Origin of the sequence: Pseudomonas sp. SG-MS2, assembly GCF_009933855.1 — a bacterium.
Lineage (GTDB): Bacteria > Pseudomonadota > Gammaproteobacteria > Pseudomonadales > Pseudomonadaceae > Aquipseudomonas > Aquipseudomonas putida_E.
Genome location: NZ_MOMO01000190.1, coordinates 1 through 20952 on the forward strand (window position 1 = coordinate 1; position 20952 = coordinate 20952).

The 20952-nt window shown below is 62.8% G+C and carries 24 protein-coding genes and 1 pseudogene; 14 read left to right on the forward strand and 11 right to left on the reverse strand.

Annotated elements, in window-relative coordinates; genetic code table 11:
* Both BLX42_RS15840 and BLX42_RS15845 read right to left on the reverse strand, forming a co-directional pair.
* A partial coding sequence (locus BLX42_RS15840) for an acyl-CoA dehydrogenase family protein (RefSeq protein ID WP_161872137.1) occupies window positions 1-1027 on the reverse strand: 1027 nt, incomplete at its 3' end.
* 22 nt (window positions 1028-1049) lie between these two features.
* Complete coding sequence (locus tag BLX42_RS15845) at window positions 1050-1889, reverse strand: MaoC family dehydratase N-terminal domain-containing protein (RefSeq protein ID WP_161872138.1); 840 nt, start codon at window positions 1887-1889, stop codon at window positions 1050-1052.
* A gap of 126 nt (window positions 1890-2015) precedes the next feature.
* Here BLX42_RS15845 and BLX42_RS15850 point away from each other — a divergent pair, with 126 nt between their 5' ends.
* Entirely contained in the window at window positions 2016-2936 is a 921-nt protein-coding gene (locus BLX42_RS15850) for a LysR family transcriptional regulator (RefSeq protein ID WP_115274526.1), read from the forward strand.
* Here BLX42_RS15850 and BLX42_RS15855 read toward each other — a convergent pair.
* Together BLX42_RS15855 and BLX42_RS15860 are read right to left on the reverse strand one after the other, a co-directional pair.
* Entirely contained in the window at window positions 2933-3652 is a 720-nt protein-coding gene (locus BLX42_RS15855) for a TorF family putative porin (RefSeq protein ID WP_161872139.1), read from the reverse strand. The two genes, BLX42_RS15850 and BLX42_RS15855, sit on opposite strands and share 4 nt — an antisense overlap.
* Before the next feature lie 138 nt (window positions 3653-3790).
* Window positions 3791-4042, reverse strand: coding sequence for a hypothetical protein (locus BLX42_RS15860; RefSeq protein ID WP_161872140.1), 252 nt, complete (start codon window positions 4040-4042; stop codon window positions 3791-3793).
* 177 nt (window positions 4043-4219) lie between these two features.
* Here BLX42_RS15860 and BLX42_RS15865 point away from each other — a divergent pair, with 177 nt between their 5' ends.
* Window positions 4220-5563 (forward strand): DUF3300 domain-containing protein, encoded by a 1344-nt coding sequence (locus BLX42_RS15865; protein ID WP_161872141.1) that lies wholly within the window; start codon window positions 4220-4222, stop codon window positions 5561-5563.
* The gene (locus BLX42_RS15870; protein ID WP_119687249.1) at window positions 5560-6465 is read left to right on the forward strand and encodes a DUF2950 domain-containing protein; all 906 of its coding nucleotides are present in this window, start codon (window positions 5560-5562) and stop codon (window positions 6463-6465) included. Before BLX42_RS15865 ends, BLX42_RS15870 begins: the two co-directional genes overlap by 4 nt.
* Before the next feature lie 72 nt (window positions 6466-6537).
* Here the strand turns inward: BLX42_RS15870 and BLX42_RS15875 are convergent, their stop codons facing one another.
* The gene (locus BLX42_RS15875; protein WP_161872142.1) at window positions 6538-7407 is read right to left on the reverse strand and encodes a LysR family transcriptional regulator; all 870 of its coding nucleotides are present in this window, start codon (window positions 7405-7407) and stop codon (window positions 6538-6540) included.
* 93 nt (window positions 7408-7500) lie between these two features.
* Here BLX42_RS15875 and BLX42_RS15880 point away from each other — a divergent pair, with 93 nt between their 5' ends.
* Both BLX42_RS15880 and BLX42_RS15885 read left to right on the forward strand, forming a co-directional pair.
* Window positions 7501-7932, forward strand: coding sequence for a multidrug/biocide efflux PACE transporter (locus BLX42_RS15880; protein ID WP_161872143.1), 432 nt, complete (start codon window positions 7501-7503; stop codon window positions 7930-7932).
* A gap of 88 nt (window positions 7933-8020) precedes the next feature.
* Window positions 8021-8914 (forward strand): PA4780 family RIO1-like protein kinase, encoded by an 894-nt coding sequence (locus BLX42_RS15885; protein WP_161872144.1) that lies wholly within the window; start codon window positions 8021-8023, stop codon window positions 8912-8914.
* 82 nt (window positions 8915-8996) lie between these two features.
* On the opposite strand, the gene BLX42_RS15890 is transcribed toward BLX42_RS15885, so the two are convergent.
* Genes BLX42_RS15890 through BLX42_RS15900 form a run of 3 tightly spaced genes read right to left on the reverse strand, consistent with a single transcriptional unit; the run spans window position 8997 to window position 10890 of the window.
* A complete protein-coding gene (locus BLX42_RS15890; RefSeq protein WP_046785820.1) occupies window positions 8997-9833 on the reverse strand; it encodes a universal stress protein in 837 nt (278 codons plus the stop codon).
* 48 nt (window positions 9834-9881) lie between these two features.
* The gene (locus BLX42_RS15895) at window positions 9882-10700 is read right to left on the reverse strand and encodes a helix-turn-helix domain-containing protein (RefSeq protein ID WP_161872145.1); all 819 of its coding nucleotides are present in this window, start codon (window positions 10698-10700) and stop codon (window positions 9882-9884) included.
* A gap of 1 nt (window position 10701) precedes the next feature.
* Window positions 10702-10890: a hypothetical protein gene (locus BLX42_RS15900; RefSeq protein ID WP_046785822.1), complete on the reverse strand. Its 189-nt coding sequence runs from the start codon at window positions 10888-10890 to the stop codon at window positions 10702-10704.
* 243 nt (window positions 10891-11133) lie between these two features.
* Between BLX42_RS15900 and BLX42_RS15905 the strand changes: the two genes are divergently transcribed.
* A complete protein-coding gene (locus BLX42_RS15905; RefSeq protein ID WP_161872146.1) occupies window positions 11134-12060 on the forward strand; it encodes a universal stress protein in 927 nt (308 codons plus the stop codon).
* A 27-nt stretch (window positions 12061-12087) separates the two neighbouring features.
* Here the strand turns inward: BLX42_RS15905 and BLX42_RS15910 are convergent, their stop codons facing one another.
* Window positions 12088-12636: a GNAT family N-acetyltransferase gene (locus BLX42_RS15910; protein WP_119687204.1), complete on the reverse strand. Its 549-nt coding sequence runs from the start codon at window positions 12634-12636 to the stop codon at window positions 12088-12090.
* A 184-nt stretch (window positions 12637-12820) separates the two neighbouring features.
* On the opposite strand from BLX42_RS15910, the gene BLX42_RS15915 reads away from it, so the two are divergent.
* Genes BLX42_RS15915 through BLX42_RS15925 form a run of 3 tightly spaced genes read left to right on the forward strand, consistent with a single transcriptional unit; the run spans window position 12821 to window position 15787 of the window.
* The gene (locus tag BLX42_RS15915) at window positions 12821-13747 is read left to right on the forward strand and encodes a universal stress protein (RefSeq protein ID WP_161872147.1); all 927 of its coding nucleotides are present in this window, start codon (window positions 12821-12823) and stop codon (window positions 13745-13747) included.
* Window positions 13738-15105 carry an MBL fold metallo-hydrolase RNA specificity domain-containing protein gene (locus tag BLX42_RS15920; RefSeq protein WP_161872148.1) on the forward strand — a complete coding sequence of 456 codons (1368 nt, stop codon included), beginning with the start codon at window positions 13738-13740 and terminating at the stop codon, window positions 15103-15105. The genes BLX42_RS15915 and BLX42_RS15920 overlap by 10 nt, the downstream gene beginning before the upstream one ends.
* Before the next feature lie 19 nt (window positions 15106-15124).
* Window positions 15125-15787 carry a hypothetical protein gene (locus tag BLX42_RS15925; protein ID WP_161872149.1) on the forward strand — a complete coding sequence of 221 codons (663 nt, stop codon included), beginning with the start codon at window positions 15125-15127 and terminating at the stop codon, window positions 15785-15787.
* Here BLX42_RS15925 and BLX42_RS15930 read toward each other — a convergent pair.
* Both BLX42_RS15930 and BLX42_RS15935 read right to left on the reverse strand, forming a co-directional pair.
* On the reverse strand, window positions 15766-16335 hold the full coding sequence (locus BLX42_RS15930) for a GNAT family N-acetyltransferase (RefSeq protein ID WP_046785827.1): 570 nt from the start codon (window positions 16333-16335) through the stop codon (window positions 15766-15768). The genes BLX42_RS15925 and BLX42_RS15930 overlap by 22 nt on opposite strands.
* 108 nt (window positions 16336-16443) lie before the next feature.
* Window positions 16444-16869: a potassium channel family protein gene (locus BLX42_RS15935; RefSeq protein ID WP_046785828.1), complete on the reverse strand. Its 426-nt coding sequence runs from the start codon at window positions 16867-16869 to the stop codon at window positions 16444-16446.
* 234 nt (window positions 16870-17103) lie between these two features.
* Here BLX42_RS15935 and BLX42_RS15940 point away from each other — a divergent pair, with 234 nt between their 5' ends.
* The 5 genes and pseudogenes from BLX42_RS15940 to BLX42_RS15960 form a co-directional block, all read left to right on the forward strand.
* Window positions 17104-17781 (forward strand): thermostable hemolysin, encoded by a 678-nt coding sequence (locus tag BLX42_RS15940; protein ID WP_046785829.1) that lies wholly within the window; start codon window positions 17104-17106, stop codon window positions 17779-17781.
* Entirely contained in the window at window positions 17771-19234 is a 1464-nt protein-coding gene (locus BLX42_RS15945) for an AMP-binding protein (protein WP_161872150.1), read from the forward strand. Before BLX42_RS15940 ends, BLX42_RS15945 begins: the two co-directional genes overlap by 11 nt.
* Before the next feature lie 8 nt (window positions 19235-19242).
* Window positions 19243-19923 (forward strand): TenA family transcriptional regulator, encoded by a 681-nt coding sequence (locus BLX42_RS15950; protein ID WP_046785831.1) that lies wholly within the window; start codon window positions 19243-19245, stop codon window positions 19921-19923.
* The gene (locus BLX42_RS15955; protein WP_161872151.1) at window positions 19910-20716 is read left to right on the forward strand and encodes an SDR family oxidoreductase; all 807 of its coding nucleotides are present in this window, start codon (window positions 19910-19912) and stop codon (window positions 20714-20716) included. Before BLX42_RS15950 ends, BLX42_RS15955 begins: the two co-directional genes overlap by 14 nt.
* Window positions 20713-20952 (forward strand): annotated as a pseudogene (locus BLX42_RS15960) (hypothetical protein); the annotation flags it as partial. The gene BLX42_RS15955 and the pseudogene BLX42_RS15960, both read left to right, overlap by 4 nt.

A 20952-nucleotide genomic window follows, 5' to 3' on the forward strand; every position in this document is an offset into this window, starting at 1 on the left:
CGCCATGGGTTTGCAGGCACGCATTGGCGGCTTCCCACGAGGCCTTCGCCGCCAGGTACTTGGCCATGTTGGCGCTGGCCCCGGCATTCTGCCCGCTGTCGTATTCGGCGCAGGCGCGCCAGCGCATCAGGTCGGCGGCTTCGATTTCGATGTGCGCTTCGGCGATGGGGAACTGCACACCCTGGTTCTGCCCGATCGGCCGGCCGAACACCACGCGGTCACGGGCATAGGCGCTGGCTTTTTCGACGAACCAGCGGCCGTCACCGATGCACTCGGCGGCAATCAAGGTACGCTCTGCGTTGAGGCCGTCGAGGATGTACCTGAAGCCTTTGCCTTCTTCGCCGATCAGGCTGCTGGCCGGCAGTTCCAGGTTGTCGAAGAACAGCTCGTTGGTCTCGTGGTTGACCATGTTGGCGATCGGCTGCACGGTCAGGCCCTTGCCAATGGCGTCGCGCAGGTCGACCAGGAAGATCGACATGCCCTCGGACTTTTTCTTCACCTCAGGCAAAGGCGTGGTGCGGGCCAGCAGGATCATCAGGTCGGAATGCTGGACCCGCGAGATCCACACTTTTTGCCCGTTGATCACGTACTTGTCGCCCTGGCGCACCGCAGTGGTCTTGATCTTGGTGGTGTCGGTACCGGTGGTGGGCTCGGTCACACCCATCGACTGCAGGCGCAGCTCGCCACTGGCCAGCTTGGGCAGGTAGTGGCGCTTCTGTTCCTCGCTGCCATGGCGCAGCAAGGTGAACATGTTGTACATCTGCCCATGCACGGTGCCGGAGTTGCCACCGCAGGCATTCACTTCTTCGAGGATGACTGAGGCTTCAGCCAGGCCCAGGCCCGATCCGCCGTACTGCTCCGGAATCATCGCCGACAGCCACCCGGCATCGGTCATGGCTTTTACAAAGGCTTCAGGGAAGCCTTTTTCTTCATCGATTTTGCGCCAGTAGCTGGCGTCGAATTCGGCGCACAAGGCGCGCACGCCTTCGCGGATGGCATTGAGGTCATCACTGTCGTACGTATGCATGCGGGGTTCCCCTGTCCAGTTCTCAGTCGAAAAGCACGTCGGCGCTCTGCGCCACGCCGTCGGCATTACCGGCCCACAGTTGCGCCTGGCCCGGTGCACCAATGCGCCCGGCCACTTCGAATGGCGTGGGCACGGTCAGTGGGCGTACGCCGCGGTAGGCGAATTGGCGCAGGCGCTTGCCAGGGTTGGCGCGCAGGAAGGCGCGCAGGGTGAGGGTGGCAATCAACGGGCCGTGCACGACCAGGCCGGCGTAGCCTTCGGTGCCGGTGACATAGGGGTGGTCATAGTGGATGCGGTGGCCGTTGAAGGTGACGGCGGAGTAACGGAACAGCAGAGTCGGGGAGGGCGTGACGGCCTCGCTCCAGTCGCCTGGGGCGGTTGGCGCGGCGCTGCTCAATTTGGGCGGGTTCGGTTCGCGGTAGACGATATCCTGCTCTTCACGTACGCACAGTTCGCCCTGCTGGGAGTACTCGTGGCGCACCGTGACGAACAGCAATGCGCCACTGCGCCCATGCTTTTCCTCGATATTTACGATGGTCGACAGGCGATGGGCCTCGGCGCCGACCTTGAGCGGGGAAATGAACTCGACACGGCCCCCGGCCCACATGCGGTTGCGGTTATCGGCGGGGGGCAGAAAGCCGCCGCGCGCCGGGTGACCATCGCTGCCCAGTAGCGTTTCGGCCACCGGTTCCTGGAAAAAGCACCACATCCATAGCGGCGGCAGGGGCTGCCCCACGGCGGGGGCGGCTTCGCCGAAGGTGGCGGCGATACGTTTGATCAGGTTGCGGCTCAGCTCATCGACGGCCTCTTCCGTGCGGCCGATCCAGGCGCTGTAATCCGTGGGCGGGTGCGTAGCAGTCATAACCATTGGCCTCTGCATTTGTTGTTATGCAGCGATCATGCGAGGCACCTGGCATTCTGTGAATTTGCATTTATGTAAGGCAGCGTTCATGTATGCTGAACGCCTGCTCCATATTCGGATAGGCCCATGCATTTTGATCTGGCAGACCTGAGGCTGTTCATTCATATCGGCGAGTCACCGAGCCTGACCCAAGGCGCGCGGCGGGCATTCCTCTCACCGGCAGCCGCGAGTGCGCGCGTCAAGGCCCTGGAGGCGCAGCTCGACACGCGCCTGCTGTACCGCGACAGTCGCGGCGTCGAACTGACCCCGGCCGGGCAAAAACTGCTCATGCACGCGCGGTTGATCATGCGCCAGGTGGACTACCTGAAAGCCGAATTCGCCCAGTTCGGCACCGATTCGGCCGGGCATATCCGCATCTTTGCCAACACCACCGCGGTCACCGAATTCCTGCCCGAAGTGCTGGCGGGCTTTCTCGCCAAACGTCCCGGCGTGACCGTGGACCTGCAGGAGCGCCTGTCGCGGGATATCGTGCGCGGTGTACTCGATGGCAGCAGCGACATGGGCATCATTGCCGGCCCCGTGGAAGCCAGCGGTTTGCAGGTGCTGCACTTCAGTACCGACCGGCTGGTACTGATCGTGCCTGCAGGGCATGAGCTGGCTGCCAGCAGGCAGGTCACGCTGAAGCAGACGCTGGCGTTCCAGCATATTGGCCTGCACGACGGCAGCACTTTGCTCAGTTTCCTGCGCGACCATGTCGAACGCATGGGCCTGAATCTGTCGCTGCGTATCCAGCTGTCGAGCTTCGAGGCCATATGCCGGCTGGTGGAGGCGGGCGTGGGGATTGGCATCATCCCCGAGTCGGCGGCTGTCCGGCACAGCCAGACCATGAACCTGGTCACCATCGAGCTGGATGAAGCGTGGGCGGTGCGCGAGCGCAGCATTCTGGTGCGCGAGCTGGATGCGTTGCCAGGGACGGTGAGGGCGTTGATCGCCACCTTGATGCCTGAGGGGGCAGACAGCGCACTGCAACCGCCCCCGGCCCCCTAGAAGAAACTGCGCTGAGCCTTGAACGTCAGCATGCTCTCGCAATACGTGTTGATACCGGCATAGGCACCGCAGCCCCCGCCGTTGAGGTCGGAGTTGCTGTAGATCAGGTTCAGGTCGATGCCCAGCCAGGGGCGCGACAGCTCCAGCGACCAGTCGGAGAACGCATTCACCTGGCTGCCGTCGCCGATGGTGAAGGGCGTGCCGAGGCGGTGATGGGCGAGTTTGACCGTGAGGTCGATGTCGAACAACGGCAGCTGGCCAAAATCGGCGAACAGGGTGCCGGTGCGATTGTCCGGGTTGTCACGCCAGGCCCCGCCGATTCGGCTGCCCATGACCGAAATGCCGCCATACAACGCATAGCTGTCCGGCCCTGCGATGTTGGGCTGGCTGTAGTGGATCAGGCCTACTTCGTAACCCAGTGTGCTGTCGAAGTGGTGCTTGTAGCCCAGGTAGCTGTCTAGGCGCAGTGTGGAATCAGGCGTCACGCCCATGCTCGGCGCATACTGGCCCACGTACCAACCGCTTGGGTGGCTGAGGTCCAGGCCACCGTGAAAGGCGCCGCTGGCGCTGGGCGAGATCAGCCCCTGGGCCATGCTGCGTGAAGGCGTGGTGCCAAGTTTGAAGTCGAAATCGCCCAGTTGGCGTTGGATCTGCTGCGCTTGCAGCACCGGGCTGAACAGCAGGGCCGCACTGAGCAACAGAAAGGGCCTGGTCATGGTCACCGTCCTGGAAGGCTTGCGCTTGAGCGGCACAGGATACCCGTGTTGGCTGGCGGGGAAAACAGCGTGGTCTGCTTCAAACGGGTGGTGATGTCGATCAGGGGCCGCACGTGAGCGTATGGCCTGGCTTTCAATTCAACCTTTTATCGCCCTGGCCGGCTCGGCCACCTCGGTCACCACCTCTTCGCTGGCGGCGCGCAGGATCACGCGCTTGCGCAGCTCGTACTCATCCAGGGAGAGTGCCTGGCGCTGGATGGCTTCGAGCTGCAGCTGGCGGGTTTCTTCTGCGGTGTAAGGGCGCAGTTCGGGGTGGGTGGCGCAACCGCTGAGCACGGCAATGGCAGCGGCGGACAGGGTGGCGAACAGCAGGCGGGCCGTAGTGTTCATCGGCAAGCTCCAGGATTCGGGAGATGGGTGTGTGACGAATCGATGGAGCAAGATTATTGAGCCGACGCGATCATTAGAAATTGCCATTCTCGATAGTGACTATCGATAGCACCGTGTGAGAACGGCAGCCTTTGCTAACCTTAAATTCCACGCGGTATGGGCCAGAGGGATACTGTGATGCGCATGCCATTGTTATGTGCCGTGGCGCTGCTGCTTTGCCTGGGTGGTGACCCAGGCCTGGTCCAGGCGCAAGAGCCTGCACCGGCCGCCGAGGCGGCACCCGCCAAGCAGGCGGTGTTCAACCCCGAGCAACTGGACCAGATGCTCGCGCCGATTGCGCTGTATCCCGACGCGCTGCTGGCACAGGTACTGATGGCCGCCACCTATCCCGGTGAAGTGGCCGAAGCAGTGACGTGGTCCAAGGCCAATCCCAAGGCTCAGGGTGATGAGGCTGTCAAACAAGTGGCGACGCAGGCCTGGGACCCGAGTGTCCAGGCATTGGTGGCGTTCCCGCAGGTGCTGGTGGTTCTCGGGCAGGACCCGGTGTGGGTGCAGCGCCTTGGGGATGCGTTTCTGGCCCAGCCTGATGATGTGATGGGTGCCGTGCAGCGTCTGCGCCAGCAGGCCAAGGCCGCAGGCAACCTGCAGAGCAACCAGTACCAGAACGTCACGGTGCAGGCTGCCCCGGCAGCCGCGCCCAGCTCGCAAGCGGCACCGGCCAGCAGTTCGTCCTCCAGCACCATCATCATCCAGCCGGCCGACCCGCAGGTGGTGTATGTGCCCACCTACAACCCGACCACCGCTTACGGAACCTGGGCCTACCCCGCATCACCGCCGGTGTATTACCCGCCATCGCCGCTGTACTACGCCGGCAGCGCGCTGTTGGCCGGGCTGGCGTTCGGTACTGGCGTTGCGATCGTCAACTCGCTGTGGGGCGATTGCGACTGGGGGCGCAACGACATCGATATCGACGTCAATCGTTACAACAACATCAACGTCAACAACCGCATCGCCAACAACCAGAACACCTGGCAGCACAACGCCGTGCACCGCGATGGGGTGCCGTACCGTGACAACCGCAGCCGCCAGCAATTCGGCCGCCAGCTCGACGGTGCCAGCCAGCGTGCAGCTTACCGTGGCGACGATGCCCAGCGTGCACAGGCACGCGATCGCGCCCGTGCTTCGATGGACCGGGCGGGTATCGAACGCCCGGCCACCAGCAATCGTGAAGCCCGTGACCGGGCTCGCGAAGCCCAGGCCAGCAGGCCCCGTGCTGCGGAGCACCGGCAGGCAAACGGCCAGGCACGCCAGGCGCTGCACAACAAACCGGGCAATAGCGCTGGGAGGGCGAAGAACAATGCGTTCGACGGCGTGCGATCCCCCTCACGCTCTGCGGCGCAGGCCAACCGTGGCCGCACCAGCCAGGCGCTCGCCAAGCGGCCGAGTGCATCGCGTGCGGCGGGCCATACCATCTCCCGGCCCAGTGCGGCCATGCACCGTGGTGGAGGGGGGCGTCGATGAACATGAGCCAAAGCAAGTCGTCGCTGGGCCTGTGGCTGTTTGCCCTTGGCGCCGCCTGGTCATGCCTGGCCACTGCGCAGCAGGCATTCCCCACGCCAGAGAAGGCCGCCGCAGCCTTCGTCGAGGCGCTGGGGGTGGAGCAGGCAGACCAGGCGCGCCTGACGCAATTGCTCGGTGACGACTGGCGCACCTACATCCCCCGCGAAGGTGTGCAGCGCAGCGACGTGGATGCGTTCGTGCAGCAGTACCACCAGCAGCACCAGATCCAGATGCACGGTGACCGGCAGGCCATTCTGGCGGTGGGCAGCGAGCAGTGGACCTTGCCCATTCCGCTCACTCGAACTGCCAGCGGCTGGCGCTTTGACCTCAAGGCCGGCAGTGCCGAGATTCGTGCCCGGCGCATTGGCCGCGACGAGTTGGCCGCTGTGCAGTCGCTGCTTGCCTATCACGATGCGCAGATGGACTACGCCACGCAGGACCATAACGGTGATGGCGCACTGGAGTACGCCCGGCAGGTTTTCAGCACACCCGGCAAGCGCGACGGCTTGTACTGGGCGGACGAAACGGGCGGGCAGGTCAGCCCGCTGGGCCCGCTGTTCGGCCAGAATGCACCCGGTGATGACTGGTACGGCTACCACTTCCGCATCCTCGAGGCTCAAGGCCCTTCGGCACCGGGTGGTGCGTACAGTTACCTGATCGGCAAGCATATGAGCCGTGGCTTCGCCATGGTCGCCTGGCCGGCCAGGTACAACGACACCGGCGTGATGAGCTTCATGGTCAGCCATGATGGCCAGGTGTTCGAGAAGGACCTGGGGCCCCAGGGCGAAGCGTTGGCCCAAGGCATGAAACGTTTCGATCCGGATGACAGTTGGCAGGTTGTCGAAGCGGGCCACGATCAATAGACGTTCTACCCCGGCGCTTTGTTGGCCTGCCAGTCTCGCTCATTGGCTGCCAAAAGGGGCTCGCATTGGCCGTCACTGGGGCGTGGAACCGCCCACCAGCAATTGCTGCACCAACCATTGCCCGGCGGGGCCCAAGGCTCGCCTGCGCGACCAGGCAACATCCATCGCGACTCTGCGTGGGTAGCCTGCCACGGGCAATTCCACCAGGCCACTGCCGAAGCGCGCCACCAGCGCCCTGGGCAGTTCCGCCCAGCCATAGCCGCGCACCGCGAACTCCAGCAGGGTCAGGTAGTCCGGCGCCGACCAGGCCTGGCCGCGCCCGTGGTGCAGGCTTGGCGCGTAGGTCCTGATGTATAGCTGACGCTCGTTTTCCAGGTGCTGTGGCTGCACGCCAGGCTGTTTTGCCAAGGCGTGGCCTGTGCTGACGTAAACGGAGAATTGCGCATGTTCCGGCAGGCGTGCCACGGCGATGTCGGCCGGGTAGCGCTGCTGCGCTGCAAGGATGCCGATCTGCGCCATGCCCTGCTGGATCAGGTCGATAACGTCGGCGTCTTCCGAAGGCCCGCAGCGCAGTTCGGTGTGCGGATAGCTGGCAGCGAAGCCACCTATCACCGCGCCTTGAAAGGTCACGCTGTAACTGTCGGACATCACCACCGACACCAGCGGCTCTACCTGTTCGGCCAGCCTCACCGCCAGCGCATCGAGCCGGGCGCTGGCATCGAGGATCGCCTCGACGTGGGTCAAGACCTGGCGGCCGGCCTCATTCAGGGTGGGGTGGCGGCCTGCACGGTCGAACAGTTCGCAACCTATGTCAGCCTCGAAGTTGGCGATTGCGATGCTGATGGTCGACTGGCTCTTGCGCAGTTTGCGCGCTGCGGCGGAAAACGAGCCAAGGGCTGCGGCTTCGACAAAGGCAACGAGGGCTTCAGGTGAGTAGCGCACAGGTATTGATAAAACCGATAGGAGATATGTCGCGAGTATCAGTTCCATCAAAGAAAATGTGAAGCACAAGTTCACTACTGGATGGAAAATGCCGTGAAAAAAGTCTCTTTTACCGAGCGCCTGGTCCATGCCATCGGCTATGAAGTGTTTGCCGTGCTGCTGTGCGCGCCGCTTTTGTCCTGGGTGATGGACAAATCGTTGGCAACGGCCGGTGGCCTTGCGGTCACCCTGTCGCTGATCGCGATGGTGTGGAACATGCTCTACAACGCGCTGGTCGACCGTTGGGTGTGTACCGCACGCATTCACTGGAAGGCCGCGGCACGCTTTGCCCACGGCCTGGGTTTCGAGTTGGGGCTGGTGGTGTGGTGCCTGCCGGTGGCGGCCTGGATGCTGGATATCTCGCTTTGGCAGGCGCTCATGGTTGAGCTGGGCTTCTTCGTGATCATTTTGCCCTACACCGTGCTGTACAACTGGGCATTCGACCAGGTTCGGCACTGGATAACGCAGCGCTGGGCCGCCGCCTGAGCAGACAAACGAGCAAGACGCATCAGCCTGTGAGAGGATGTTCGCCAACCCAGCCATAAGGCCAGACAGGACCCCGAACACAAGCCTGATGAAGACGCCAAAACGAATCGAACCGCTGATTGAAGACGGACTGGTCGACGAAGTACTGCGACCCTTGATGAGCGGCAAGGAAGCAGCCGTCTACGTGGTGCGTTGCGGCGCCCAGGTACGGTGCGCCAAGGTCTATAAAGAGGCCAACAAACGCAGTTTCCGCCAGGCCGCCGAGTACCAGGAAGGCCGCAAGGTACGCAACAGCCGCCAGGCCCGGGCGATGGCCAAGGGCAGCAAGTACGGCCGCAAGGAAGCCGAGGACGCCTGGCAGAACGCTGAAGTGGCGGCGTTGTTCCGCCTGGCCAATGCTGGTGTGCGGGTGCCCAAACCCTATGATTTCCAGGATGGCGTACTGCTGATGGAGCTGGTGACCGACGCCGATGGCGATGCGGCCCCGCGCCTTAACGACGTTCACCTGGAGGCTGATGAGGCGCGTGAGTACCACGCCTTCGTCATTCGCCAGATCGTGCTGATGCTGTGTGCCGGCCTGGTGCATGGCGACCTGTCCGAATTCAATGTGCTGCTGGGCCCCGATGGCCCGGTTATCATCGACCTGCCGCAGGCGGTGGATGCCGCCGGCAACAACCATGCCTTCAGCATGCTGCAGCGTGACGTGGCGAACATGGCCCACTATTTCGGGCGCTTTGCACCGGAGTTGAAGGACACACGCTTCGCCCAGGAAATGTGGGCGCTGTACGAGGCAGGTGAACTGCGTGCGGACAGCCCGTTGACAGGCGAATTCGAGGATGATGAGCATCTCGCGGACGTGGGCGGAGTGATGCGCGAAATCGACGCTGCCCGCCTGGATGATGTCCGCCGCCGAGCTGCGCGGACAGAAGCCGAGCATGGGCCGGTCAAGGGCGAAGAACCGCCGCCGCCCTGGCTGCAGTAATCTCGCATAGGTGCTGGCCCTATCGCCGGCTTGCCGGCGATAGGGCCAGCCAAGTGGTGATGAAGATGCTGATCGCAGGGGCTCAGTGTGACAGCAGTACGGGCATTTGAAGCGCTTGCAGAACCCCATGGGTAGCGCCACCCAGGATGAATTCTTTCAAGCGCGAATGACCAAAGCCGCCCATGACCAACAGATCGGCGCCGGCGGTGAGTGCTTCTTGCTGCAGGCACTCAGCGATCGCGCGCCCGGCCAGCTTCACGCTCAGCGGCCGAGCGTTCAGGCCTCTGTGCTGTAAAGCGTGTGCCATGTCCTGCGCAATGGCGCCGTGCTCGAGTGGTTTTTCCCCCTGCACGGTCAGAACCGTGATCAGCATGTCTGAGCTAATCAGATTCGACGCGTCAGCCAGCGCTCGCGCCGCGACGCGGCTGCCGTCCCAGGCCAACGCCATGTGCCTGACAGGCTGGATGGGCAAAGAGGGAACGAGTACGCATGGTCTGCCAGCGCCGAAAATCACCGACTCTGCCAGCTCCTGGATGACTGGCTTGTCGACTGCCCATGGCAGGATGGCCAGGTCGAAATACCTTGACGCTTCTGCAGCCGCGGTACCCGTCAGGCCGGGCACCACTTCTCTGGTGGAGAATTCCACACTGCTCTGGCCGTGTTCAAGGCCGCTCACCATGGCCTGCAGCGCTTTGCACTGGCTTCTACTGTTGCTTTCGGTTGTACGAATCATCTCGGGGATATTCAGGAGTGTGCTGCCAACTGATGGCGAAAGGTAGGGGATCCTTACCGAAAAGGTCATGACATGCAGGTCGTACCCCAGCGCGATGGCCAGCTGTACACCGGCTGCCACAGCGTCCTCGGGGAGCACATCCGGATAGGTGATCAATGGCATGTAAGCCAGATGAAAATTCGACATGTCCGACACCTTCAGCTGTTGCGAGGCGATGCGCGGTAAGTCAGGCGTTTATGGCACGCCGGCGACTGGCAGTTCAGTGAGGCGAGGGCTGCCCGGGTAACCCAGTTCCAGGGCCATCAGCGCAGGCATGTCCAGAATCTCCACCAGCCGGCCATGCAGGTTGACGATACCCAGGGCGCGCAAGTGGGCGACCGAGCGGCAGATGGTTTCCAGGCGCAGCCCCAGGTAGGACGCCATGTCCTCGCGCGACATGCGCAGCATGAAGCCATGGGAGGAATAGCCACGGCTGACAAACCGTCGGGACAAACTCAGCAGAAAACTGGCCAGCCGCTGCTCGGCAGAGAGGTTGCACAGCATCAGCACGCGCTCATGCTCGCGGATGATTTCCCTGCTCATCAGGCGGTTCAAGCTTTGCTGCAGCGTGGGGAAATCACGCGCCAGGGCCTGCAGCCGATGGTAAGGGACGGGGCAGACTTCGCTGTCTTCCAGGGCAATGGCATCACAGACATGGTGCTCGGTGGCAATGGCATCTAGGCCCAGCACGTCGCCCGGCATCCAGAAGTTGATGATCACACCCTGGCCTTCGGCATTGTTCAGGTTGGTCTTGAAACTGCCTGAATGCACCGCATACAAGGCACTCAAGGGTACATTGGCATTGAACAGCGCAGCTCCCTTCCTGATGCGGATGCGCGGGCCTATCAATGTATCCAGGTTCGTGCTGTCGCGTAGCGGCAAACCCGTGGGCAAGCACAAGCCGTTGACCCGGCACTCGTTGCAACGCGATGCCAGTGGTTTCAAATGAATGGGCGGGGGCGTGCGCACCTGCACAGGCTGGCTGAGCAGCTGAGCGTCGATCAGGCCCGACATTTCAGGCCTCCTTCGCAGGTCTGAGAGCGACGGTGGCGATCTTGTTCAGTGAATGAGGCGCATTGAGGCGGGCAGTCAGCACGCCCAAAAACTGTTCGGCTTCTTTGGGTGTTTTGAAACTCACCCGCCACTCGTCCATGTGGACCCACCAGCGGCTGTCATTCGCGCTTTTCTCGACGTAAACGTTCATCGGAACCTCCAGTGCCTGCATGCGCAAGCAATAGCTATTGTTTCGAGGTGCAATGGCGTCCATGTCGGCAGCGAGGCCAGGTACAGCGTGCGCCCAAAAAACCGATAAGTCTTGATCCGTGTCAATTGCCCGGTAAGCGCTAACAGCCGCTGGTCGGCTCGCTTGCACTGTTGACAAACATCAAACCGGGCAGCCCCCGGCGGCAGATCATCGAGGTACTCATCGACCCCGCAGAGGTGTGCCATGACCAACCCGCAAAGACTTCTTCTCATCGCATCGCCCCTGATGCGCCGCACACCGGTTTATGACCGTGCAGCGGCGCTGGCCAAAGCCAAGGGCATGCCACTGCACATCGTCGCCTTTGACTACCTTGAGGGCCTGGCCACCGCCGGCCTGGTCAACGAGCAGGCCTTGGCGGTCATGCGCGAGGGCTATGTGCAGCAACACCGTGAATGGCTGGAAACCCAGGCATTGTCGATGCGCCGTAATGGCGTGACGGTGACCACCGAGGTGTTGTGGGTTCAGCACCCGCTGGACGAGATTGAGGTGCATCTGCGTGAGCAGCCGTTCGCCATGCTGATCAAGGGGCTCGAGCATGAACCGTGGTGGATGCGAGCCATGTTCACCTCGCTCGACGTGCAGTTGCTGCGTGACACCAGAATTCCACTGCACCTGGTACACAACGCCAGCAATGCCCTGCCGCGCCGCATACTTGCAGCGGTTGACCTTTCGCACCCAGAGGATCAGTTCGAAGGCTTCAACGACCATATCATCAGCGAAGCGCTCAAGCTGGCGTTGCAATGCAATGCCCAGATCGAACTGCTGTATGCCTACGATATGGGCTCGATGTACCTGGACGCCGAAGGCAGCCGGGAACATTCGTTCCTGTTCGATTCGAACCTGTCACGGACACTGCACGAGGCTCAGGCCGATGCCTTCCAGGAACTGGCCGAACGCAACGGCATTCCCTTCGAGCACCGCCACATGCGGGTGGGGGACCCGACCAAGGTGCTGGCGCTGTTCATGGACAACAACGACATCGACGTGCTGGTGATGGGGAGCTACCACCATCACGGCATCGGCTGGTTCATCGGCAGTACGGCCGAGCGGATCCTGCATCGGCTCAGCACCAGTGTGCTGGTGTTATCACCCGAGCATTCGCAAGGTTAGACGTGCAAGGCCCGCAAGGGCCTTGTTTCAGGCGCGCAGATCAAGCTCGTGGAGGATTTCGCTGACATCGCCGCCCAGGTAGCGCGAGGTGAAGCCCAGCGCCTTGGTCAGCCGGTGCATGGCGTAGTTGTTCGAGAGGTCCCTGGACACCATGCGCTGGTAACCATTGCGCCGTGCCGCTTCGATCAGGTGCTGCAGCAACAGCTTGCCCAGCCCCTTGCGCTGCCATTGCTCGCCGACAGCAACGGCACATTCGCAATTGTGGCTACCCGGGATCGCGGCATAGCGGCTTACGCCAAGCTGATGCAGCTGGCCATTGTCATGGGCCAGCGCGACGTAGGCCATGCGCTGGTGACCGTCGACCGGCATCAACTGCGCGTCCAGGGCGGGCAAGCCACCGCTGAGTCCGGCGAGAAAACGAAAGCGCCTGGCCTCATGGCTGATCGTGCTCACAAAGCGACTGTCGCGTTCGTGATCATCATCGCGCAGCGGGCGAATCAGCACGGCTGTGCCGTCAGCAAGGGTGTCTACCCAGTGCTCGCTGGTGTCTTCGGGTTCCAGCAACTGCTTGTTCATAGGGCCTCCAGAGGGCTTGATCAACGTGGGCTTTACCGGTTGTACCGTGAGACGGCGTTCTGGTTCTGACATTGATCAAGTCGGTGCGCCAGTGGTGACTTTCTGATCTGCATCAAACGCGCAAGGGTAGGGGGTTCGAAGATCGATGCTACTTGCCATCGCCGAGTGCGGCCGGAGGTTTGCCATGGGTCAGTATCGACAACTGCTGGTGCTGCTTACCGACATCGACCCGCACTCGGCGGCTTTGCGCCGGGCGCTTGCCCTGGCGCATGTCAGCGGCGCAGCGGTGCATATCGTTGGGCTGTTCGAGCCGTACGAGGCGCATTCGTTACGCCAGGAGCGGCTGAACGAAGCCGAGCTGCAGCGCCAGTACGGGCTCTATCGCAAGCAGCTTGAGGCGCTGGTCGAACGTCATCGGTCGAGTAATACCTGTCTGACGCTCGATACCGTCAAGGCAGAAGACCTGCGCGACCAGGCCGCCGATTACATCCGCGAGCTCAAGCCCGATATGGTCATCAAGGACACCGAAACGACACCGGCACTGGCCCGGTTTTTCGGCACGCCGCTGGACTGTGCGCTGATGCGCGCGTACCAAGGCTCGATGCATTTCGTGCCCCGGGCAGCCGCGTCCTTGCCAAAACGCATTCTGGTAGCCGTGGACACCGCCCTGCGCGATGACCCCGATGCCCAGATGCTATTCAACCGCGCCCTCATCCGCGCAGCCGATGCCCTGGCGCTGCAATGCGATGCGCAGCTGCACCTGCTCTCGGCCTATGACCTGGTGGGGGTGTTTGCCCCTGACATGGTGGTTGCGCAGACCTGGGTCGAGGAGATGCGTGATGCCTTGCAGGTGCCCTTCGATGCATTGGCCGATGCCGAAGGTGTGCCCCCCGATTGCCGGCACTTCAAGGAAGGCGGGGCAGTGCAGGTGATTCGGGACCAGGTGGCGGCCCTGGATATTGACGTGGTGGTCATGGGGGTGGTGCAGCCCAGGGGGTTGAGCAAGCTGCTGGGTGTTACCACCGAACGTATTGTCAGCGATCCACCGTGCAGTGTGCTGGCCGTTCACCCCTGTGTGATCGATACCTGGGAGCCGATGCCATGCAACTGACCTTTTTCGGCGGGACGGGTACGGTGACGGGCAGCAAGTTCTTGCTGACGCATGACTCGACACGGGTGCTGATCGACTGCGGGCTTTTCCAGGGTTACAAGCAACTGCGCTTGCGCAACTGGGAGCCACTGCCGGCGGCACTGCGTACGGTCGATGCGGTAGTGCTCACGCATGCCCACCTGGACCACAGCGGCTACCTGCCGGTGTTGGTGCGCGAGGGCTTCAGCGGGCCCGTGTATGCCACCCCGGCTACCTGTGCCTTGGCTGAAATCCTGTTGCTCGACAGCGCCCGATTGCAGGAAGAGCAGGCCGAACATGCCAATCGGCATGGCTATTCCAAACATTCGCCGGCCCGCCCCTTGTACACCGAGCAGGAGGCCAAACGCGCACTGCAGCTGTTCAGGCCCGTCGCATTGCACCATCGCACCCAGATCGCGCCCGGTGTCGAACTGTTGCTGCGCACGGCCGGGCACATTCTGGGCGCGGCGACCGTGCAACTGACGTTGGACGGCCAGACAGTGGTTTTCTCGGGCGACCTGGGCCGGCCCAATGATCCCGTCATGCGTGCGCCCGAACTGATCGGTGCGGCCGATGTGCTGCTGGTGGAGTCGACCTATGGTGACCGGTTGCACCCTGCACAGCCCCCGGAGCGTTACCTGGCCGATGTGATCAACCAGACCCTGCTGCGTCATGGCATCACCCTGGTGCCGTCGTTCGCGGTCGGCCGAGCGCAATTGCTGATGTATTACCTGTACATGCTCAAACGCGACGGGCTGATACCGGACATTCCGGTGTATCTCAACAGCCCCATGGCAACCGATGCCACCACCCTGTACCAGCAGTTCAGAAGCGAGCATCGCCTCACGGCGCTGGAGTGTGCCCAGATGTGCAAAGGCACGCAAATCATCCGCACGGTCGATGAATCCAGGCACCTGGATCAGCTGCGCGAACCTGCGGTGATCATTGCCGCCAGCGGCATGGCCACGGGAGGGCGGGTGTTGCACCACCTCAAGGCGCTGGCCCCCAATCCGCACAACAGCATTCTGTTTTCCGGCTTTCAGGCAGGCGGTACCCGGGGCGCCGATATCGTTGCCGGGGCGCGCAGCGTGCGCCTGCATGGCGAAGACGTGCCGATTCGGGCGCAAGTCTTTGCCATGGACAATCTGTCGGCGCATGCCGATGCGGACGAAATCATGGAGTGGTTGCGCGGTTTTACCCGGCCACCGCGGCAAACCTACGTCATTCATGGCGAACCGCATGCTGCGGACACCTTGCGTCGACGGATAAGCCTTGAGCTCGGCTGGCAGGTGTGCGTGCCCGAGCACCTGGAAACGGTTGCCATAGACCCTGTGCGCTGACACGGCGCTGGAGGCTTGCATGAACATGCAAACAAGGGCAAAGCTCAGCGCCTGGGCAAAACGACCCAGGGGCAGCCTTGGATGGATCGCAGCCATCGCCACACTGGTGGTTGCCGCCTCGATCTATCAGGTGTTGAGCCCGGCGTGGCAACTGCCCATGCGCGCCCCGGCCATTGTGCTGGCGCTGCTGGCGCTCAGTGCGGCGGTCGGGTTGGCCGTGCACCGCAGTTTCAAGAGTACGGTGGGCAAGACCATTTTTTCCGGGCAGGGGAGAGGTTGGCAGGCGAGGCTCGCCATTGTCCGGGACGTAGCCAGAGAGTCGAACATTTTGCTGGGCATGCTGCTACTGCTGGCAGTGTTGGGCTTAGGCTCACTGATACTCGCCAGCCGCTCCGTGCAAGGCATCGTCAGCGGATGCGAGACCAACCTGCAGGCCCAGGTTGATCTGCCAGAGGACCAGGCGCTCGCCGCGTTGGTCGCCCAACCGGTCTGCCAGTGCCTGGCGCAAACGTTTCTGGAACGCAATGGCGTCATCCGCCTGGCGCTGTTCAATACGCCGTTGCTTGAAGTCAGTGCCTTCAAGGGTGTGACCGAGGCCGATGAGCGGCGGTGCCTGGAGCAACTGGACCTGCTGCCGGAGGCTACCGCCGTGGCACCGCCTCAGGCCAGCGAAAGCCGGTGAATCAGCTGGCTTGGGTCATCCGGGTCTCTGGCAGTGGTGAACCCTGCCGCCTGCGCCAGATCGCGCATCGCCACATTGGCCGCAGCGTCGATGGAATACATCTGCCGCAGGCCCTTGGCGCGTGCGTGGTCGATCAGGTGCCGGAGCAGCAATGTGCCCAGACCGTGGCGCTGCCAGCTATCGAGCACGGTGACGGCGCATTCGCATTCTTGGTTGTCCGCACCGGTGGCGTAGCGGGAGATACCGACTTCCTGCAGTTCACCGTCGACATGCGCGAGGGCCACGTAGGCCATGTGCTGGTCCTGATCAACCACCATCAGTTGATCCAGCATGGCTTCGCCAGGCTCCTTGAGCTGGGACAGAAAACGGAAGTGGCGCGATTGAGGGGACAGGCGTTCGATGAAGTTCTTCTCGCGCTGACGGTCCTTGGGCTGCAAGGGCCTGATCAGCACATGGGTACCATTGTCGAGCGCTTCGATCCAGTGTTCGCCGGTCGTGGCAGGAAATGCCGGTGCTGCTTGTGGGCGGGGTGTTTCGGCGGGTGCCATGGCAAGCCTCCTTACATTCAGGGGTGTACAAAGGAGGTTCAGTTTCAGCGCCTCGCCTTCTGCGCGCTTGATAGTTGTCAATTGCCGCGCCTTCAGGCCCACGCCTCGCTATTTGGCCTTCCAGTACTTCTGCATTTCCAGAAACAGAAAGGAGGCCGTCCAGGTGATCATCACCAGGCCCGTGAGTGCCTGCAGGCCTGTGAGGTATTTGAGGTCGCCGCTGGGCGAAATATCGCCGAAACCGATGGTGGTATAGGTGGTGAATGAGAAGTACACGCAGTCCATGAACGTGCCGTCGAAGTTGCCGCTCAGCGTGCCCCAGCCTTCGGCACTGGCCATCAGATAATAGACCAGGGCAAAGCACCAGACTTCCAGCGCGTGGGCCGCCAATGCGCCGAACACACCGATGACGATGCGAAACCGGCTCCAGAGCTTGAGCCGCGGCAGCCAGTCGTTCAGGCGCAGCAGGCATTCGTAATGAATCACCACCACCAGCACCACGACCAGCGCGTTGATCAGCGTGACGGTAAGCATCGACGGCTCCCTTGTGGCCCTGACAGAAGTTTGGCCGGTAATGGCCTTCGTGTCGGTTTTACACCTGAACATCAGTTGATGATTGATAAAGATCACTGCGCGGGCCCTGTAGGAGCCGGCTTGCCGGCGATGGCTGCGTAGCAGCCCAACAACGCAGGTCGAATCCGTCACTTCAGATTACCTTCAGATTGACCACTGATACTCACCCCATCAAGCCCAAACGGGGGGAGTTTCATGACCCAGTCTCAGTGGAGCAGCCTGCTCCCATTGCCTATCGGCAGCCACGTCGACCATCACGCCCACTTGTCGCTTCATTTGCACAAGGACCCAGGGCGCGATGAGCTTGAGCACTTCATCCACCAATGTTTTGCCAGCGTGCATCACGCTGATGTGCACCATTACCTGCCAGAACTGCTGGCGCTGCAGGACAGCCAGGGTCGGCTGGTGGCTGCCGCAGGCATGCGCCCGGCCAGCAGCGGGCCGCTGTTTCTGGAGCACTATCTGGACGAGCCGCTGGAAGCTGCAGTATCACGCGTGGCGGGCTGCACCCTTGAGCGCGCGTGCATGGTCGAAGTCGGCAACCTGGCTTCGCTCAGTGCCGGTAGCGCGCGAATCATGATCATAGCGGTGACCTGGTTGCTGGCCACACGCGGCTTGCGGTGGGTGGCGTTCACCGGCGCGACGACATTGATCAACAGCTTTCAGCGCCTGGGGCTGGTGCCATCGGTGCTGGCATCGGCCGACCCGGCCCGGCTGAATGGGCAGGTGGACCAATGGGGTACCTACTACGCCCAGCACCCACAAGTCTTTGCCGGCAATATTGGTCATGGCTTCGATGCCTTGAGCAAGGCCGGGGTGTTCCAGCGCCTGGGGTTGCCAACGGCCCTTGAGGAGACTGGCCATGCCGCATGAACTGGAGCGCTTTCATCAACTGCTGGTCACGTTTGCGCGCGATCACGGTGACGCAATCGCCGTACAAGGTGCGACAGAGCGCTTCACTTTCAGGCAATTACTGGCAGAGGTGCAGTTGCGCACCCACAACTTGCGTAGCCGCTCGCCAGGCACGCTGGTACTGGCCCTGGATAATGGCCCGCAGTTGCTGTTCTGGGATCTGGCGGCGCTTTTTTCCCAGCGTCCCTGCGTGATCGTGCCCTCGTTCTTCAGTGCCGCTCAATTCAGCCATTGCATCGAGCAGAGCGGCGCCAGCCATGTGCTGTGCGACCCGCAATGGCGCGGTACGCTGGCCGAGCTGGGGTTCGCCCAGCAGGACGGGTTCTGGGTTCGCCAGGCACAACCCGCTGCGGCGCTGCCTGCCGGTACCGCCAAGATCACCTACACCTCCGGCAGCACGGGCAAGCCCAAGGGCGTGTGCCTGTCGTCCGAAGCCCTGCTGCGTGTAGCCCGGGAACTGGAGGTGGCCAGCCGGCCCAGTGAACCTCAGCGTTACCTGGCGGTGCTGCCGCTTGGTGTGCTGCTGGAAAACCTCGGTGTCTACGCCGCCTTGATGGCCGGGGCGAGTGTGCTGCTGTACCCCCAGGCGCTTCTGGGCATGGGCGGTGCGAGCCAGGTCGATTTCAAGCGCTTGCTGGGGGTAATCGCCCTGAGCGGCGCGCAGAGCCTGATTCTGGTGCCGCAGTTGTTGATGGGGCTGATCGCTGCCATCGAGCGCGGGCTGATGCGCGTGGGGGCGCTGCGGTTCGTTGCCGTCGGCGGTGCCCGGGTGGCGCCCAGCCTGTTGGCCCGCGCCGATGCGATCGGCCTGCCGGTGTTCGAAGGCTATGGCTTGTCCGAGTGCGCATCGGTGGTGGCCTTGAACCGGCCAGGCGCAACCCGCCGGGGCAGTGTCGGCAAACCGCTGCCCCATGTGCAGGTGCGTATCGCCGAAGACGGGGAGGTGCTGGTGGCTGGCTCGGTGTTGCTCGGCTACCTGGAGGAACCACCCGTCTGCGATAGCTGGTGGGCTACAGGCGACCTTGGCCATTTCGACGAGCAGGGCTACCTGTACCTCGATGGCCGCAAGAAACACCAGTTCATCACCAGCTTCGGGCGCAACGTCAACCCGGAATGGGTGGAGGCCGAACTGACCCAGAGCGGTGTGATCGCCCAGGCGTTCGTGCATGGCGAGGCCCTGCCAAAGAACCTGGCATTGCTCTGGCCGCTGGACCCTGCTGCCCCCGACACACTCATCGACCAGGCCGTGCAGCAGTGCAATGCCTTGCTGCCGGACTACGCCCGGGTCAATGCCTGGCGTCGCCTGCCGCGCCCACTGTCCAGTACCGACGACACACTGACCGCCAATGGCCGCCCGCGACGCGAGGCCATCCTGCGGCGTTACCACTCCCAGTTATCCGATATCCCGTTGTGAGGTCCGCCATGTCCTTTTTTGACACGCTGCAACTGCAAACCACCCAGGAGCGTCAGGCCCTGTTCGCCGTGCCGGTCATACGCGATGCGTTGGCGGGGCACGTCAGCCTCGACAGCTATGTGGCCTTCCTGACCCAGGCCTACCACCATGTGCGCCATACCGTGCCGCTGATGATGGCGTGCGGCGCGCGCCTGCCTTCGCGCCTGGAATGGCTGCGCGGCGCCGTGTGCGAATACATCGAGGAGGAGTACGGCCACGAGCAGTGGATCCTCGATGACATCAAGGCCTGCGGTGGCGACTGGCAAGCGGTGCGTGACGGTCGGCCGGCACTGCCGATCGAGCTGATGGTCGCCTACCTTTATGACGTGATCGCCCGGGGCAACCCGGTCGGGCTGTTTGGCATGGTCAACGTGCTCGAAGGCACCAGCATTGCCCTGGCCACCCAAGCCGCCGGCACGATCCAGAGCACTTTGGCGCTGCCGGACCGGGCCTTCAGCTACCTCAGCTCCCATGGCGCGCTGGACCAGGACCACATGGTCACCTACAAGCGGCTGATGGACCGCCTTGATGATGCTGATGACCAGCGGGCTGTGATTCATGCGGCCAAAGTGGTTTACCGCCTGTATACCGACATGTTCCAGGGGCTGCCGCGTGCGGGCCTGCAAGAGGTGCGTCATGCGCTTGCCTGAGTGTGTGGTGATACTCACCGGCGCCAGCGGCAGCATCGGCCTGGAGCTGGCCGAACAGTTGTGCGCAGCCGGTGCCCGGGTACTGGCGGTGAGCCGGCAGATGGGCAAACTCGCCGGCCTGATGAACCGTTACCAGGGCAGGCTGCTTTGGCAGTCGGCCGACCTGCGCAGCCATGAGGGGCGTGAGCAGGTGCTTGCCCGTGCCCGGGAGATGGGTGGGGTCAATGTCCTGATCAATGCCGCGGGCGTGAACCGCTTTGCCCTGCTCGAGCAGATTGACGAGCAGGCGCTGGACGAGCTGCTGGACATCAACCTCAAAGCCGCTGTGCAACTGACGCGTGTATGCCTGCCGCTGCTGCGCGCACAACCCCGGGCGCTGGTGGTCAACGTCGGCTCCACCTACGGCTCGATCGGTTACCCCGGTTATGCCACCTACTGCGCCAGCAAGTTTGCCCTGCGCGGTTTTTCTGAGGCGCTGCGCCGCGAGCTGGCCGATACCTCGGTGAATGTCATGTACGCCGCACCCCGGGCAACCCGCACCGCGATGAACAGCACCGCCGCCACGGCGCTCAACCAGGCGCTGAAGGTCGGCATGGACGACCCGGCGGATGTGGCCCGCGCCGTGCTCAAGGCCGTGCAATCAGAACGCAGCGAGCTTTACCTGGGCTGGCCGGAAAAGCTCTTCGTGCGCATCAACGGCATGTTGCCCGGCGTGGTCGACCGTGCGCTGCGCAAGCAACTACCGGTGATCCATCGTTATATCGCGAGCCATTCCAAGGAGTCGATCAAATGAAACGTCTGTTCATCGCAGGCCTGCTGGCGTTCGCACCGCTCACCTGGGCGCTGGACCAGGCGGGTAGCCAACAATTGGCCAACCTGCAGCAGCGCTGGGCGCAGATTCAGTACCAGACGCCTGAAGGCAAGCGCGCCGATGCGTTCGAGAAACTGGCAGCCGACGCCTCCATACTCGTTCATCAGCACCCGGGCTCGGCCGAACCTTTGATCTGGGAGGGCATCATCAACAGCAGT